General features: G+C 60.3%; 18 protein-coding genes and 1 pseudogene. 3 read left to right on the forward strand and 16 right to left on the reverse strand.

Annotation, left to right across the window (positions count from 1 at the left end):
- Positions 1-168: 168 nt before the first annotated feature.
- The 6 genes and pseudogenes from PMI28_RS24185 to PMI28_RS31545 form a co-directional block, all read right to left on the reverse strand.
- Entirely contained in the window at positions 169-672 is a 504-nt protein-coding gene (locus PMI28_RS24185; RefSeq protein ID WP_007982975.1) for a DUF4142 domain-containing protein, read from the reverse strand.
- A gap of 73 nt (positions 673-745) precedes the next feature.
- A complete protein-coding gene (locus tag PMI28_RS29345) occupies positions 746-904 on the reverse strand; it encodes a KGG domain-containing protein (protein ID WP_007982976.1) in 159 nt (52 codons plus the stop codon).
- A 119-nt stretch (positions 905-1023) separates the two neighbouring features.
- Positions 1024-2370: a sensor domain-containing protein gene (locus tag PMI28_RS24180; protein WP_007982977.1), complete on the reverse strand. Its 1347-nt coding sequence runs from the start codon at positions 2368-2370 to the stop codon at positions 1024-1026.
- Between the two features lie 79 nt (positions 2371-2449).
- The gene (locus tag PMI28_RS24175) at positions 2450-3088 is read right to left on the reverse strand and encodes a LysE family translocator (protein WP_007982978.1); all 639 of its coding nucleotides are present in this window, start codon (positions 3086-3088) and stop codon (positions 2450-2452) included.
- A 64-nt stretch (positions 3089-3152) separates the two neighbouring features.
- Positions 3153-3569, reverse strand: a complete 417-nt coding sequence (gene fos, locus PMI28_RS24170; protein ID WP_007982985.1) for a fosfomycin resistance glutathione transferase — start codon at positions 3567-3569, stop codon at positions 3153-3155.
- A 145-nt stretch (positions 3570-3714) separates the two neighbouring features.
- Positions 3715-3786 (reverse strand): annotated as a pseudogene (locus tag PMI28_RS31545) (hypothetical protein); the annotation flags it as partial.
- A 77-nt stretch (positions 3787-3863) separates the two neighbouring features.
- Between PMI28_RS31545 and PMI28_RS24165 the strand changes: the two are divergent.
- A complete protein-coding gene (locus tag PMI28_RS24165) occupies positions 3864-4352 on the forward strand; it encodes a DMT family transporter (protein ID WP_007982987.1) in 489 nt (162 codons plus the stop codon).
- Positions 4353-4480: 128 nt separating this feature from the next.
- Here the strand turns inward: PMI28_RS24165 and PMI28_RS24160 are convergent, their stop codons facing one another.
- The 4 genes from PMI28_RS24160 to PMI28_RS24145 form a co-directional block, all read right to left on the reverse strand.
- On the reverse strand, positions 4481-5812 hold the full coding sequence (locus tag PMI28_RS24160; protein WP_007982988.1) for an MFS transporter: 1332 nt from the start codon (positions 5810-5812) through the stop codon (positions 4481-4483).
- Between the two features lie 174 nt (positions 5813-5986).
- Positions 5987-6913 carry a hydroxymethylglutaryl-CoA lyase gene (locus PMI28_RS24155; protein WP_007982989.1) on the reverse strand — a complete coding sequence of 309 codons (927 nt, stop codon included), beginning with the start codon at positions 6911-6913 and terminating at the stop codon, positions 5987-5989.
- The gene (locus tag PMI28_RS24150) at positions 6910-8103 is read right to left on the reverse strand and encodes a CaiB/BaiF CoA transferase family protein (protein ID WP_007982991.1); all 1194 of its coding nucleotides are present in this window, start codon (positions 8101-8103) and stop codon (positions 6910-6912) included. The genes PMI28_RS24155 and PMI28_RS24150 overlap by 4 nt, the downstream gene beginning before the upstream one ends.
- A 226-nt stretch (positions 8104-8329) precedes the next feature.
- Positions 8330-9238, reverse strand: coding sequence for a LysR family transcriptional regulator (locus PMI28_RS24145; protein ID WP_007982993.1), 909 nt, complete (start codon positions 9236-9238; stop codon positions 8330-8332).
- Between the two features lie 131 nt (positions 9239-9369).
- Here PMI28_RS24145 and PMI28_RS24140 point away from each other — a divergent pair, with 131 nt between their 5' ends.
- Entirely contained in the window at positions 9370-10389 is a 1020-nt protein-coding gene (locus PMI28_RS24140; RefSeq protein WP_007982995.1) for a DUF4917 family protein, read from the forward strand.
- A gap of 185 nt (positions 10390-10574) precedes the next feature.
- Here the strand turns inward: PMI28_RS24140 and PMI28_RS24135 are convergent, their stop codons facing one another.
- The 3 genes from PMI28_RS24135 to PMI28_RS24125 form a co-directional block, all read right to left on the reverse strand.
- Positions 10575-10919 carry a YegP family protein gene (locus PMI28_RS24135; RefSeq protein WP_007982996.1) on the reverse strand — a complete coding sequence of 115 codons (345 nt, stop codon included), beginning with the start codon at positions 10917-10919 and terminating at the stop codon, positions 10575-10577.
- 164 nt (positions 10920-11083) lie between these two features.
- On the reverse strand, positions 11084-11389 hold the full coding sequence (locus tag PMI28_RS24130) for a ribbon-helix-helix domain-containing protein (protein ID WP_007982997.1): 306 nt from the start codon (positions 11387-11389) through the stop codon (positions 11084-11086).
- A 14-nt stretch (positions 11390-11403) separates the two neighbouring features.
- Entirely contained in the window at positions 11404-11985 is a 582-nt protein-coding gene (locus PMI28_RS24125; RefSeq protein WP_007982998.1) for a DJ-1/PfpI family protein, read from the reverse strand.
- 345 nt (positions 11986-12330) lie between these two features.
- On the opposite strand from PMI28_RS24125, the gene PMI28_RS24120 reads away from it, so the two are divergent.
- Positions 12331-13248, forward strand: a complete 918-nt coding sequence (locus PMI28_RS24120; protein WP_007983002.1) for a DMT family transporter — start codon at positions 12331-12333, stop codon at positions 13246-13248.
- A gap of 60 nt (positions 13249-13308) precedes the next feature.
- On the opposite strand, the gene PMI28_RS24115 is transcribed toward PMI28_RS24120, so the two are convergent.
- The 3 genes from PMI28_RS24115 to PMI28_RS29355 form a co-directional block, all read right to left on the reverse strand.
- The gene (locus PMI28_RS24115; RefSeq protein WP_007983005.1) at positions 13309-14523 is read right to left on the reverse strand and encodes a class I SAM-dependent methyltransferase; all 1215 of its coding nucleotides are present in this window, start codon (positions 14521-14523) and stop codon (positions 13309-13311) included.
- A gap of 132 nt (positions 14524-14655) precedes the next feature.
- Complete coding sequence (locus tag PMI28_RS24110; protein WP_007983007.1) at positions 14656-15018, reverse strand: hypothetical protein; 363 nt, start codon at positions 15016-15018, stop codon at positions 14656-14658.
- Between the two features lie 2 nt (positions 15019-15020).
- The gene (locus PMI28_RS29355; RefSeq protein WP_081501379.1) at positions 15021-15299 is read right to left on the reverse strand and encodes an ogr/Delta-like zinc finger family protein; all 279 of its coding nucleotides are present in this window, start codon (positions 15297-15299) and stop codon (positions 15021-15023) included.
- Positions 15300-15518: the final 219 nt, after the last annotated feature.

A 15518-nucleotide genomic window follows, 5' to 3' on the forward strand; every position in this document is an offset into this window, starting at 1 on the left:
GCCTCGCGGGCTCGGCAGCTGCTACAAAGGGTGTCGCGGCTGAAATTGTTTAACTGACTGGCATCAGGCGTGATTAGCCGTTTTTTTATTACAGGCCGCTGGATCATTGCTGAAAAGAAAAACGGCGCGTGACCTAAGTCCTGCGCCGCTTTTGTTCAATCTTTGTGTTCAACTTTTAGCCTGCAACGCTTTGGCCATTTGCAGATGATTTTGCAATTTAGGCAGAGTTTCTTCGGCGAACGCCTTGATCTGCGGTACGTCGGTGGTCTGTGCTTCCTGCTGCAGCTGATCGATGGCTTCCTGCGTGGTCTTCACCTGACTGGCTGCATAGGCCTCGTCGAAGGTCGCCCCATCCATGGCTTGTGGCATCAGGGCCTTGGCCTTTTCGACAACCTCTTCACGTGGGGCTACCGGCAAGTCCAGTTGCCTGGCGATTTTCGCCAGATGCTGGTTCGCGGTGGTGCGGTCGTTGATGACGACGATGGTGTAATCCTTGACCTCTCTGGATTCGGACTTCTGGTGCGCCAGCCGGCTGGCTTCGATATCCGCCATGCCTTTGGCCGAAACCTCGTCGATGAATTCGGCGAGCGACTGGGCAAAGGCACTGCTGGCAAATAGCCCAAGTAACGTGGCAAAACTGGCATTACGTATTCGGGTGGCCATCCGGTTCATGGTCGCGCCCTCCTTTTCAAAATTCAAACGGGAGCTTTCGCCCCCGCTTCTCAAACAAAACCACCCGCATCCTTTAGCGGGATTTCTGACCGCCCTTGCGGCCCATGTCGGGTTTCGCCGGGTCTTTATCGACGGTCGTGGTGGTGGTTTTCCCACCCTTGCGACCGGCTTCAGAAGCCTTCGTTCGATCGTTGGCGAAGTTTCCCGAGTTCGAGTTTCTTGAATTAGGCATGATTCTCTTCCTCTTGGTGATAGTCGCGGCGAGCTGTAGCCCCCATAGAATCTGAAGTTGCGCGTCCCAAAAGGTTTAGAAAATTGCGTGGGTACCACGACGAACGGTACTCGTTACATTCAAACGCGATGCAAGTGATGCTCGCGTTTGGCGCAGTACATCGCCTCGTCGGCATGCCTGAACAACTGCTTTTCTTCGGTGCCGTGATCGGGGTATCGGGCGACGCCGATACTCGGCTGGATGTTCAGGCTGTGCCCGTCCAAACGCAGGGGCTGGGCCAGGACCTGACGGATTTTCTCGACCACGATGTCGGTATCGTCCGCAGCGCGAATGCTGTGCAGCAACACCACGAACTCATCGCCGCCGATGCGTGCCACGGTGTCGGTTTCGCGCACGCAGCCTTTGAGCCGGTTGGCCACCGCTTGCAGCAGCATGTCGCCGACCGCATGACCATGGGTGTCGTTGACTTGCTTGAAGCGGTCGAGGTCGACGTACAACAGCGCCATGCGCCCGCCATCCACCCGGGCCATTTGCAGTGATGCCTTGAGCCGGTCGCGCAGCAGCTCACGGTTGGGTAGCTGGGTCAGTTGGTCATACTGGGCCATGTGTTGCAGGCGGGCATGCAATTGCTTGCGCTCGATGGCGGTCGCGACCTGGGCGCAGACGTATTGCAGCAGTTCCATGTCTTGCTCGGTGTAGCGCTCGCCGCCCGGAATGCTTTTGACAATCAACGCACCGATGGTGCCGTTTTGCGAGTTCAGCGGCACACCCAGCCAACACGGAGCGTTCTGCTCGGCCACCAGCACTTCGAAGCCGGCAGGAGGTGTGCACTGGTCTGGGGTCAACAGGATCGGCTGCCCGCTGCGGATCACTTCGGTGCACAGGCGCCCGGTCATGGTTCCGGGTTGTTCGGGCTGTGGCTCGTGATCATCGACGTGATAAGGGAAATTCAGCTGCGCGCAGTGCTCGTCGTACAGCGCCACGGAAAAATTCAGTGCCGGCAGCCATTCACCGATGATCATGTGGATGCGTTTGAACAACGCCAGCAGATCCTCTGCCGCATGGGCCGCCTCGGAAATCGCATACAGCGCTGCCTGCCGGGATTCGGCCTGCTTGCGTTCGGTGATGTCACGAGCCACCGCGATACGCAATTGATCGACCTCGGACCAACGGGCCGACCAGAGGATATGCACCACGCGGCCATCCTTGCGCAGGTAGCGGTTTTCGAAATTGAGCTTGGGCTCGCCGCCCATGATTTCCCGGGCGGCATCGAGGGTGCGCTGGCGATCGCCCGGGTGCACCATATCGATCATCGGCTGGCCGATCATCTCATCGGCGCTGTAGCCAAAAATGCGCTCGCACGCCGCACTGACAAAGACGAAGCGGCCCTGTTTATCCACCGCACAGACGGCGTCCAGCAACAAATCGATATAGCTCGCCAGCGGCGCGGAATTTCGGTTTTCCATAGTTCTGCGTGGGTGTCCCGATAATGCAGCGCTTATCAATCATCCCTGCCCCATCAGCCTTGCATCCTTGTGATCACCTTCAAGCCTTGTTCGGCATCAGCCCCGGCAACGCATGCACCAGTGCGTTGATAGCGAAACCGATAAACATCACCCCGCACAACCGGGTGATTGCCAGTTCATGACGCTGGTACAAGCTGCGCACCCGCCGCGCACCGACAATGCCGATGAGAATAGCGTAGGCGAGCAACCCGCCGACGAAGCTCAGGACGATCAGCGCCGGCAGCATTGACCAGTTGAGCAGTTCCGCGCGGCTCGACAACAGCGCCGTGAACGTCGCCACCGCCACCGGATAGGCCTTGGGATTGGTCAGGCCAAACAGAATGCCGTGCCAGAACGGCTGCCGCGCCGGCCCCTGTGGCGCATCACCATTGCTGCGCCGGGCGCGCACCGCACGCCAGCCGAGCCAGAACAGGTACAGGCCGCTGAGCACGCCGAGCACGTCGAACGCGGTACTGCCGATCTCCCGCGCACCGACAATCGCGATCAGCGCCGTGCTGCACCAGATCACATCGCCGAGCAAATGCCCGCAAAGAAATCCCGCCCCGGCCCGTCGCCCATGGGCTGCGCCAATGCCAAACACCGCCAGCACCCCCGGCCCCGGAGTGATGCCGTAGATAAAACCCGAGGCAAGCACGGCCATTAGCAGGGACGGGGTCATTGAAAATCCTTTTGAACCGTTCAGTGAATGCACGCCAGTCTATATCAGGTCCCGCAACATCGACTTACAGATCATCGAAGAACTTCATCCCCGCATACGGTCGCTGCCGGCAGGCCGTAAGGCGCGACGCCAGATCACCAACATGGGCTTCCAGCTTGTGGCCATCCGGGTCGAGGAAGTAGAACGATGCGCCCTCGCTGCGGTTGTCGCGCCACTCCTGCACCTGGGTGGATCGCAGGCGCTCGACGAAACGCGAAAAATCCGCTGCATCGAGGCTGAAAGCGTAATGGGTGTAGTCGGCGGCGGGCTCCGGATGACGTAGCGGGTCGAGAGAGAGGCACAACCACAAACCCGGCAGTGACAGGTAGGCGCCGGTATCCCAAGTGGCTTCGAGGCGCAGTTGCAGGAGGTTCTGGTAGAACGCCACGCTGCGGTTTAGGTCGGTGACGGCGAGGGTCAGGTGGTTGAGGCCGGTGAGCATGGGGTTAAAGACCTTTGAGGTTTTCAGGTGCAACCCAGGTTTCACCTATGAGATTGGCAACGAAAAACTTCTGAATCTGTACACGGCAGATGGAAAGATTCAGCACTACCGCAAGACCATTTGTTACGACAGACGAACGGGGCGGCTCGCTGAGCAAGGCGTCGAGGATCACCAGCAAATTGAGGTCGATGCGGCGTAGATCATTCATCTGGTGCATATTCTGGATAACAAAACAGAATTTAAATCTGCGTGACGAATACCCTAGAGTCCAGCAAAACCTGTTGGAGATCGATCATGAGTACGTTGCATTGGGCCGGCCTGATAGTGCTGGCGATGATTGCCGGGGCGGTGGTGCCGTTTCAGAGCGCGATCAACGTCAACCTCGGGCGCGGGTTGGGACATCCGTTGTGGGCAACGCTCGCATCTTTGCTGGTGAGCGTTGTGGTGTTGTTGCCGATCATCGTTGCGCTGCGATTGCCGTTGCCTTCACTGGCATTCATCGGCAAGGCGCCGCTTTGGATGTGGGCCGGTGGCGCTTTTGGGGTGTGCTTTATTTCTTTGGCTTTGGTGCTGCTGCCCAAGCTCGGTGCCGCGGGGTTCATGGCATTGGCGCTGGCGGGGCAAGTGGTGGCGTCGTTGTTGCTGGATCACTTCGGCTGGTTTGGATTGATGGAGCGGCAGGTCACTTTGCCCAAGGTGTTTGGGGTGGCGCTGTTGATGGCCGGGGTGGTGTTGATTCAATTTTTTGATGCACCGGCCAAGGGGTTGGCGACGGCGGGTTGAAGGGGCAACCGACAGTACGATGGTGTTTTCCAGTCAGCCTTCGCGAGCAAGCCCGCTCCCACAGGAGGTACGCGGTCCTTGTGGGAGCGGGCTTGCTCGCGAAAGCGGTCTGTCTGGCAATGCAGGTTTCAGGCCTTGTCGAGGGTCCGCAACTTCTGCGGCAACCCCCACAGCAACAGCGCAACCGCGATCAACGCACAGACACCAATGACATACAGCGCCGGCGTGGTGCTGCCGGTCAGGTCCTTGATCCGGCCGACCATCACCGGGCTGACGATGCCGCCGAACTGGCCCAGGGTATTGATCACCGCAATCCCGCCGGCAGCGCCCGCGCCGGCACCGGCCAGCAGTTTCGGCGGCAGGGTCCAGAAGCTCGGGATGGAGGCGATGATCCCGGCCCCGAGCAGGCCCAACGCGACAATCAGGAAGGTCGTGTGGCTGGCGAAGATCCCCGCACAGAAGAACCCGACTGCACCGACCGCCACCAGGCCGGCGACATACTTGCGCCGCTCGCCGGAAGCATCGGACAGGCGTCCGATGACCACCATGCTGATGGCGCCGCAGATGTACGGGATGGCCGTCAGCAAGCCGATCATCACCGGGCTTTCGGTACCGGCGCTGCGGATCAGTTGCGGCGCCCAGAAATTCAAGCCGTAGGACGCTATCTGAATCAGGAAGTAGATCAGCCCCAACGTCAGGAAGCCCGGAATCCGCAGCGCGGCGAGCAGCGAACCACCGCTCTTGTGCGGCTCATGCTGAGCGATGCGGCTGGCCAGCAGGGTCCTCTCCGAAGGCGTCAGCCAATGGGCGTCTTCGATGCGATCCTTGAGCAGGGTCAGCACCAGCAAACCGAGGCCGATGCACGGCACGCCACCGAGCAGGAACAGCCAGTGCCAGCCACGCATTTGCAGCACACCGTCGAGGTGTTGCAGCACCAGGCCGGAGAACGGCGCGCCCACCAGGCCGGCGAACGCCGACGACAGGAACAGCATCGAGGTGATGCGCCCGCGATAGTGCTGCGGGAACCACAGGGTCAGGTAATACAGCACGCCCGGGGCGAACCCCGCCTCCATCGCACCGATCACGAAGCGCAGCACGTAGAACTGCCATTCGCTGTTGACGAACACCATGGCTGCCGTGGCCAGGCCCCAGGACATCATGATCCGGGCGATCCAGCGCCGGGCGCCGACCTTGTACAGCATCATGTTGCTGGGCACTTCGAACAGCACATAACCGACCACGAACAACCCCGCACCGAGGCCGTATGCGGTGTCGCTCAGGCTCAGGTCGGTCTGCAGCTGAAACTTGGCGAAGCTGATGTTGATGCGGTCGAAAAAGGCGAACAGGTAGCAGACCATGATCAGCGGCATCAGGCGCCAGGCGACTTTGCTGACCAGGGCTTTTTCGGTGTCGTGGCTAACGGACGGGTTCACGCCCGCCTCCAGTGCATTGAGGCTCATTGCGGTTCTCCAGGCGGACTTCCCGTAGGTGTCCGATTGTTTTTGTTGTCTGGTTGAAGTGCTTTTTACTGTGGGAGCGGGCTTGCTCGCGAAGGCGTTCTGACATCCGGTATAGACGTCGACTGACACTCCGCTTTCGCGAGCAAGCCCGCTCCCACAGGGTTTTGGGTTGGGTCAGGAAGGTACGGGGTGCAGGTCACAATTACGCCCGGCCTTGGCCAGTTGACCGGGCACTTCGTGGCCGAGCAGCGCCGGCAGTCCCCGGGACAGTTTCAGCAGCAGCGGCAAATCGATACCGGTGTGAATGCCGACTTCATCGCACAGGTTCACCAGATCCTCGGTACAGATGTTGCCCGACGCTCCCGGTGCAAACGGACAGCCGCCGAGGCCACCCAATGCGGCGTCGAAACGTCGGGCACCGGCCTCGTAGGCAGCCAGCACATTGCACAGACCGAGGCCACGGGTGTTGTGGAAATGCAGGGTCAAATCCGCCGGGGACACCCGCTGCAGCACCCTGCGCACCAGTCGGTCAACCTGGCGCGGATTGGCCATGCCCGTGGTGTCGGCCAGGGTAATGCCCTGGATGCCGAGTTCCTGATAGGCCTCGACGATTTGCAGGACGCGGTCCTCATCGATCTTGCCTTCGAACGGGCAGCCGAAGGTGGTGGCGATGCTGGCGTTGAGTCGCACAGGGCTGTCGCCAACGAACTGCACTATCTCGCCAAACGCGGCCAATGAGTCTTCACAGCGCATGCGCATGTTCGCCAGGTTGTGGGTCTGGCTGGCGGACATCACCAGGTTCAGCTCATCGGCACCGCACGCCAATGCTCGTTGCGCGCCTTTGAGGTTGGGGATCAGCGCGACATAGATCACCCCCGGCTGCCGGGTGATGCCCTTGAACACCAGCTCACCATCGCGCAGCGCAGGAATGGCCTTGGGCGACACGAACGAACCGGCTTCGATGCGGCTGAACCCGGCCAGCGACAGTTGGTCGATCAGGGCAATTTTGTCGACGGTTTCAACCCAGGTCGGCTCGATTTGCAAACCGTCGCGCGGGGATACTTCCTGGACGATCAGGCTATCGGAATAGTCGGTGATCATTGCACCACTCCTTCGACTTTCAGGCGCTCGATATCCATCGCGGTGAGGCCTAACTGCGCGAGGATGCCGTCGGTGTGCTGGCCCAGCCCGGGGCCGGACCAGTTCACGCCGCCGGGTGTCTCGGAGAGTTTCGGCACGATGCCCGGCATCTTCACCGTGGCGCCACCGGGCAACTCGGCATTGAGCAGCATGTCCCGGGCCTGATAGTGCGGATCGGCGACGATGTCGGCCACCGAGTAGATGCGCCCGGCCGGGACTTCGACAGCCTCCAGGGCGGCCAGTACCTCGTCGATGGGCAAACTGCTGGTCCAGTGCGTGATGGCGGCGTCGAGCAGGTTGCTTTTGGCTGCACGCCCGTCGTTGTGGGCGAACTCCGGGGCTTCGGCCAGGTCGGGGCGACCGATGGTGTGCATCAGACGCTTGTAGATCGGATCGCTGTTACCGGCAATCACCACGTAGGCGCCGTCGGCGGTCAGATAGGTGTTGGAGGGCGCGATCCCCGGCAAGGCGCCACCGCTGCGCTCACGCACATGGCCAAGCATGTCGTATTCCGGCACCAGGCTTTCCATGACGTTGAATACGCTTTCGGCCAGGGACACGTCAACGATTTGCCCGCCGCCCTGGCCGGTTTTGACCCTTAGCAACGACATCAGCGCACCGATCACCGCATGCAGCGAAGCCAGGGAATCGCCAAGGCTCACACCGACCCGCGCCGGCGGCGAACCCGGAGTGCCGGTGGTGTAGCGAATCCCGCCCATGGCCTCGCCAATGGCACCGAAACCCGGACGATCGCGGTACGGGCCGGTCTGGCCGTAACCGGAAATCCGCACCAGCGTCAGGTTGGGATTGAGCGCGTGCAACACGTCCCAACCGAGGCCGAGTTTCTCCAGGGCGCCGGGACGCAGATTTTCGATCAGCACGTCGGCGCTGGTCGCCAGCTGCTTGACCAGTTCGATGCCTTCGGGGGATTTGAGGTTCAGCGCCAGGGATTTCTTGTTGCGCGATTGCAGGTACCACCACAGCGAGGTGCCTTCGTGCAGCTTGCGCCATTTGCGCAGGGGATCGCCCTGGCCCATGGCTTCGATCTTGATCACTTCGGCGCCGAACTCGGCAAGCATGCGCGCGGCGAACGGCGCGGCGATCAGCGTGCCGATCTCGATCACCTTGATTGCACTCAGGGGGGCAGTCATCGCGGGGTACCTCTTGTTCTTGGAATATGGGCCAAGACTAGAGGACCGGTGTCTGAGGAATCCAACCTTCAGTTGGCAACGGGCGTTCGCGAAATGCGAACGCCCGGGGAGATTACTGTGACCTCAGGGCCGCCTTCGCGAGCAAGCCCGCTCCCACATTTGGAATGCATTTCCCTGTGGGAGCGGGCTTGCTCGCGAAGAGGCCCGACCATTCAGCCGAGTACTATCAGGCCGCCCCCCGCAAATGCTCAAACAACATCCGGCTCACCGGCGACAGCAACGCCTCATCGCGCACCACCAGAATCAACGCCCTATCGGACCATTCGTCCGTCAATGGCACCGCATGCAAACCCAACGCCCGGCCAAACAATTCATAGGCCCGCTGCGGAAGGATGCCGATCCCCATGTTGGCCTGGACCATGCGGCACATGGCATCGAACCCTGGAACATGAATGCGCACCCGCAATACCTTGCCGGCTTCGCGGGCCGCTGCATGGGTACGCATGTTGATCGAACTGGCGGCATGCAGCCCAACGTAATCGCTGCCCAGCGTATCGGCGAACGCCAGGCTCGACCGGCTCGCCAAGGGATGGTGCGGCGGCATCAACACCACCAGTTTGTCCTGGCGATACAGCACGCTATGCAGGCCTTTGATGTCACTGTCGATGGAACAGATGCCGAGGTCGGCCACCCCGTCGAGCACGCCCTGAATCACCCCGGCGCTGGGGCGTTCTTCGAGGTCGGTCTTGACCTGTGGGTGACGTTCGGAAAAATCCCGCAGGTCCTCGGGCAAAAACTGAATGATCGCCGACAGGTTGGCGAGCATCCGCACATAGCCGCGTACACCGTGGCTGTGCTCGCCCAGCTCAAGGCCCATTTTCTCGACGTTGAACAACATTTGCCGGGCGTGGTGCAGCAACGTTTCACCGGCCGGCGTGAGGGACATGCCCTTGGCCTGGCGCACAAACAGGCTGATGCCCAGCGCCTCCTCCAGCTCCATCAAACGCTTGCTCGCCGCCGAGACGGCAATCGCTTCGCGTGACGCGGCACGGGTCAGCGTGCCCTCCTCATGGACGGCGACGAACAGTTGCAGAGTGATCAGGTCGAGACGGCGGATCAGGCTTTTTTGCAGCATCGGGTACTCGGCGAAGTCGGCTCGGGCGAAGTCGCAGCATAGCGTTCTTCGCCCGAGTCGTGCCGTGGTCGGGCAGCCGGTCGTGATAAAGTCGCCGCCCAAAGACCTTTTGCCGTGAGACGAAGACCGCAATGACCGATTTCCAGGATGTCGATGCCCAACTTGAAGACTGGAACGCTCTGCGCAGCACGGCTTCGTTCAGTGGCTTGCTGGTGGGCAACGGTGCCAGTCGCGCGGTATGGGACGATTTCGGCTACGAGTCGCTGTTCGAAAACGCTCGCACCGTTGAAGAAAAACCCCTGAGCCCGTCCGAGCTGAGCGTGTTCGATGCGATGCAGACCCGCAGTTTCGAGCAGGTTCTGAGCGCCTTGAAAACCACCAGCCGGGTCAACAAGGCCCTGGCTGTCAGCTCCGCCGCCCCGCGCAATCGCTACTACGCGATCAAGGAAGCGCTGATCAACAGCGTGCATGCGCTGCATATCCCGTGGCGGCTGGTGGTGCCTGCGACGCTGGCGACGATCAATCAGGAACTGGCCAGCTATCGCACGGTGTTCACCACCAATTACGACCTGATCAACTACTGGGCGGTGCAACACCACCCTGAAGCGATCACAGATCTGTTCCAGGGTGCCGAACCCGCTTTCGACCTCAGCGACACGGCCACTGATAGAACCCGTTTGCTGTACTTGCACGGCGGCCTGCACCTGGTGCGCAACCAGGACGGCACGGCGCGCAAGCTGATGTCGACCGAGGGCACGTTGCTGGGTAACTTTGCCATCAACAACACGATCAAGACCCTCGACGACGTGCCGTTGTTCGTCAACGAAGGGCCAAGCGCGGACAAGCTCAAGACCATTCGCAGTTCGGACTATCTGTCGTTCTGCTACGAGCAATTACTCGGTCACAGCCAGGCGCTGTGCATCTTCGGCCATGCGCTGGGGGAGCAGGACAGCCACATCATCCACGCTTTGCGCCTGGCGAAACCGCAGGTGCTGGCGATCTCGATTTACCCGCGCAGCAAGGCCTTCATCCAGCACCAGAAGCGGCACTACGGGAAAGTGTTTGAGGGGACGGGAGTTGAGTTGCGGTTTTTTGATTCGAAGAGCCATGCGTTGGGTGGCCCCAAGTTATCGGTTCCAGTCGAAGTTTAGTACTGGCCGATCTGACGCTTTCGCGAGCAAGCCCGTTCCCACAGGTGACTGAGTTCCTTCAGATAAAATGCGGTCGACTGTAGGAGCGAGCTTGCTTGCGATGGCGGTTTTTCAGTCAACATCAATGTTGAATGTTATGGCCTCTTCGCGAGCAAGCCCGCTCCCACAGGGGATGTGTGTTGAATTCAAAGCACCGGCAAAGTTTTGTCCTTGATCACCGTCGTCGGGCCGTTGGCTTTTACGCTGGCGATGCCTTTCTCCATGGCGGCATCGGAGGAATAGGCCTCGCTGCTGCCGATGATTTCGTGATTACCCGCCTTGAGGTTGAAATACGGATGGCCATCCTTGGTGGTTTTCTTCTCGTAACGCTCATCCAGCGGGCTGTTGGCCTGGACCGAGGCGATGCCTTTTCCGGCGGCGGCGTGGGTGGTGTACAGCTCGCTGGTCAGAATGGTCTCGGCGTTGGCCGCCTTGAGGACAAACCTGAACTGGCCATTGCTGCTTTTGCTCACTTCATACCATCCGGACATGCTCTTTCTCCTTGGCGATTGAGAGGTTGCGCGCTTCACAGTAAAGACCAGGCCGGGATTTCTGTCGCCTGAACGGACCCCTTCGCGAGCAAGCCCGCTCCCACAGGTTCAGCGTAATCCCTGTGGGAGCGGGCTTGCCCGCGAAGGGGGCGACACAGTTTTGACTACTTCACCACTGCCCGCACCACCGACAATTCCGGCACCTGAGTCCGCCGCTGGCTCAGATACCGCGTACAACTCACCCGCAAGAATGAAGCGAAATTGACCACCTCGCCGCGATAGTCCATCACCTCTTCATACAGCTTGGCGATCAACTGATTGGTGGTCATACCATCGACCTCGGCGATTTCGCTGAGGATGTCCCAGAACTGATTCTCCAGCCGCAGAGTAGTGACCACCCCGCAGATGCGCAGCGAGCGGGAGCGCGATTCGTAGAGTATCGGGTCGGCTTTGACGTACAGCTCGCACATGGAAATGTCCCTCGTTACAGCGTGATTTTGGTACCCAGCAAACCCAGGAAACCGGCCAGCCAGTTCGGGTGCGCAGGCCAGGCCGGCGCCGTGGCCAGATTGCCCTGAACATGGCCGTCCGTCACCGGAATGTCGATATACGTACCACCCGCCAGTCGCACTTCCGGAGCGCAAGCCGGATAAGCGCTGCATTCGCGGCCTTCGAGAATACCCGCTGCCGCCAGCAACTGCGCGCCATGGCACACGGCAGCGATCGGCTTGCCGGCCTTGTCGAATGCACGCACCAGTTCCAGGACTTTTTCGTTCAGGCGCAGGTACTCCGGCGCACGACCGCCCGGAATCAGCACGGCGTCATAATCGGTGGCGTTGACCTTGGCGAAATCGAAGTTGAGGGCAAACAGGTGACCGGGTTTTTCGCTGTAGGTCTGGTCGCCTTCAAAGTCATGGATCGCCGTGCGCACGGTCTGCCCGGCGGCTTTGTCCGGGCAAACGGCGTGCACCGTGTGGCCGACCATCAGCAGCGCCTGGAACGGCACCATCACTTCATAGTCTTCGACGTAATCACCAACCAGCATCAGAATTTTTTTAGCAGCCATGGGGAGGACTCCTCTGGAAAATGCGTGGGCATGCAGGAGTATTCAAGGTAGTCCTTATCCGGCGGGTCGGGTAACAACCGGCTACTACGAACAATGCGGATCAGCCCCGCATTTGTGGCGAGGGAGCTTGCTCCCGCTGGGCTGCGAAGCGGCCCCCGACGGTCGTTGAGTTACACCGCGTTGACAGGTTTTGCGGCTGCTTCGCAGCCGAACGGGAGCAAGCTCCCTCGCCACAGGGGCCGCGAAAACTGTACGGACATTTCTGTGCCCAGCTGTAAGCGCTAAAGCCATGGGTTTATGGCTAGATAACGGCATCTTCCATCCCCCACGATTCTGGTTGCCATCATGTCCTCGCGCGAAAACACCGGCATGGCCCTGGGCCTGCTCGGCGTTGTGATCTTCAGCCTCACCCTGCCCTTCACGCGGATCGTCGTGCAGGAGCTCCACCCGCTGCTCAACGGCCTGGGCCGGGCACTGTTTGCGGCGGTGCCGGCAGCGTTGCTGTTGCTGTGGCGCCGGGAAAAATGGCCGACCTGGAAGCAGGTCAAAGGCCTGACACTGGTGATGGCCGGGGTGATCCTCGGTTTCCCGGTGCTGTCGGCCTGGGCCATGCAAACCTTGCCGGCGTCCCACGGTGCGCTGGTCAACGGTTTGCAGCCGCTGTGCGTGGCGCTGTACGCCGCGTGGCTGTCTCATGAGCGACCTTCGAAAGCCTTCTGGGCCTGCGCCGCATTGGGCAGCGCGCTGGTGCTCGGTTATGCGCTGATCAGCGGTGCCGGCAGCATTCAGGCCGGTGACCTGTTGATGCTAGGCGCCATTGCCGTGGGCGGACTGGGCTACGCCGAGGGAGGCCGACTGGCCAGGGAAATGGGCGGCTGGCAGGTGATCTGCTGGGCGCTGGTGTTGTCGACGCCGTTGCTGATCGGCCCGGTGGTGTATCTGGCGCTGCAACATCAGGGCGAGATTTCCGCCAGGACCTGGTGGGCCTTCGGCTACGTCTCGCTATTTTCGCAGTTCATCGGCTTCTTCGCCTGGTACGCCGGGCTGGCCATGGGCGGCATTGCCCGGGTCAGTCAGATCCAGTTACTGCAGATCTTCTTCACCATCGCCTTCTCGGCGCTGTTCTTCGGTGAACATGTGGAGCCGATTACCTGGCTGTTTGCTGGCGGGGTGATCGTGACGGTGATGCTGGGCCGCAAGACCGCAGTCAGCCGCTCTGTAGGAGCGAGCTTGCTCGCGAAGGACTTGAAACCGACGCGTTGATTCAGGAAGCACGCGTTATCGTTGACGTCCATCGCGAGCTAGCTCGCTCCTACAACAGAATCAGAGGTAGCCGTCAGCGCGCAACAGGGTTTCCAGGCAATGTTCGCTGATGTGATAGAAATCCTTCAGCTCCTGAATCTTCGCCAGCAACTGGGTCGGGTCCACCGGCTCGGCGCGTTTGACTGCCAGGATCATTTTGTTCTTGTTGGTGTGATCCAGTGAGATGAACTCGAACACCTTGGTCTCGTAGCCGCAGGCCTCGAGGAACAAGGCGCGCAAACTGTCGGTAACCATTTCCGCCTGCTGGCCCAGGTGCAGGCCGTATTGCAGCATCGGCTTGAGCAGCGCCGGGCTCTGGATTTGCAGGCGGATCTGTTTGTGGCAGCACGGCGAGCACATGATGATCGAGGCGCCAGAGCGGATGCCGGTGTGGATCGCATAATCCGTCGCGATGTCGCAGGCATGCAGGGCGATCATCACGTCCAGCTCGCTCGGCGCCACGCTGCGCACGTCACCGCACTTGAACACCAGGCCGGGGTGCTCAAGCTTGGCGGCTGCCGTGTTGCACAGGGTGACCATGTCTTCACGCAGCTCGACACCGGTCACCTCGCCTTCGGCCTTCAAGGTGTTGCGCAGGTAATCGTGGATGGCGAAGGTCAGGTAGCCCTTGCCCGATCCGAAGTCCGCCACACGCACCGGTTTGTCCAGCACCAGGGGCGACGAGGTCAGCGCATGGCTGAACACTTCGATGAATTTGTTGATCTGCTTCCACTTGCGCGACATCGCCGGAATCAGTTCATGCTGCTTGTTGGTTACGCCAAGGTCGGCGAGAAACGGCCGGCTCAAGTCCAGGAACCGGTTTTTCTCGCGGTTGTGTTCGGCGGACGGCACTTCACGCAATTGCTGAGGTTTGCTCTTGAACAGCGATGACTTGCCCTTTTTGCTGTATTCGAGCTGGGCTTCGTCGGTCAACGACAACAAATGCGCATTTTTGAACGACGCCGGCAGCAGCCCGGCAATGCTCGCCACGCCTTCGGCCAGCGGCAGGTTCTTGGTGATATCGCGAGTCTTGTAGCGGTAGACGAAGGACAGGCAAGGCTGCGTCTTGACCGTCACCGGCTTGATGATGATCCGCTGCAGGTCCGTTTCATCGCCCGCGTACTTGGCCAGCACCAGTTTGATGAACGCATTGTGCTCGAGGCTGGCTTGCAGCAGCTCGATGAACTGGGCGTGATGATCCGGCGCGAGGCTGGCGGGAGTGGCAGTGACGGACATGGAAAAACGGCCTCAGGCGATGCAAATCGGAGAATGCCGGTATTTTAAGGGGGACGAGGACTTTGGGCACGGGGTTATTTTGTAGCAGGTCCCAGTCATGCAGGCCAGGACCTCAATACAACCGTTGAAACCTCAGGGTTCCACCAGGCGAAGCCTGCGGCTGTTCGGCGAGTTAATGATGTGTTTGACGATCAGTCCCACTGGCACCGCCCAGGTCAGGCCATTGGCAGGATCAGTCACCACGGCGACCGTTTCGGAACTTGCATCGATGTCCAGGCGCCGACGGTCGTTGCACGACTTGAGTACGCCATAGGCTCGGCTGACCAGCCTTTCCGCCAGGTGCATCGGTACATCCATATTCTGCAGATGCTTCACCGCGCGACAAAACAGGACTTGATCATCGATCCCCCCGTCACTTTCATGACGCCCCAGAAACGCCTGGGCAATAGCCAATAGCTCCTGATTCAGCTCTGCATTTTCATCGATGACCTTCATGCTCACGTCTCCTGCGGCACTTCAGTCGTTGCAGGACTTGCTGCAACAGGCCGGGCGGCATGGCGCAAATCGGGTCCGGCGCAAGGCAGGCGTACGGCCGGGTTAGGCATGCCACTGGGCGAAAGTTCATGGGTCATTTCAAATTCGGCACGTACCGACCAACCGCACGCTTCCGACGTGCATTGCAAATACGCCACCCGCAGGAAAATATGTCGGCCCTCGCTGGTACGGATGCGCATCCTGTTCAAGCAGTGCGGGCACACCATTTTATAAGTACTCATACTGGATTCCCGGTGGTCATTGGGTGGCAATCAACCTGATCAAACGCAATACTGTTTGAGACATTCATCGCGGTGCTCCGGCCTTGCGAACAGTGTCTGCCAGACATAAGGAAGTGCATCGGGCAGACGCGTAATGGGTTCGAGCCATGCTCGTAGGAAATCACCCTGATACCATTAGGAAGTTTCGTCATCGTATTCTTCTGACTCATCTTTGATGAT

It is taken from the genome of Pseudomonas sp. GM48 (assembly GCF_000282335.1).
Classification (GTDB): domain Bacteria; phylum Pseudomonadota; class Gammaproteobacteria; order Pseudomonadales; family Pseudomonadaceae; genus Aquipseudomonas.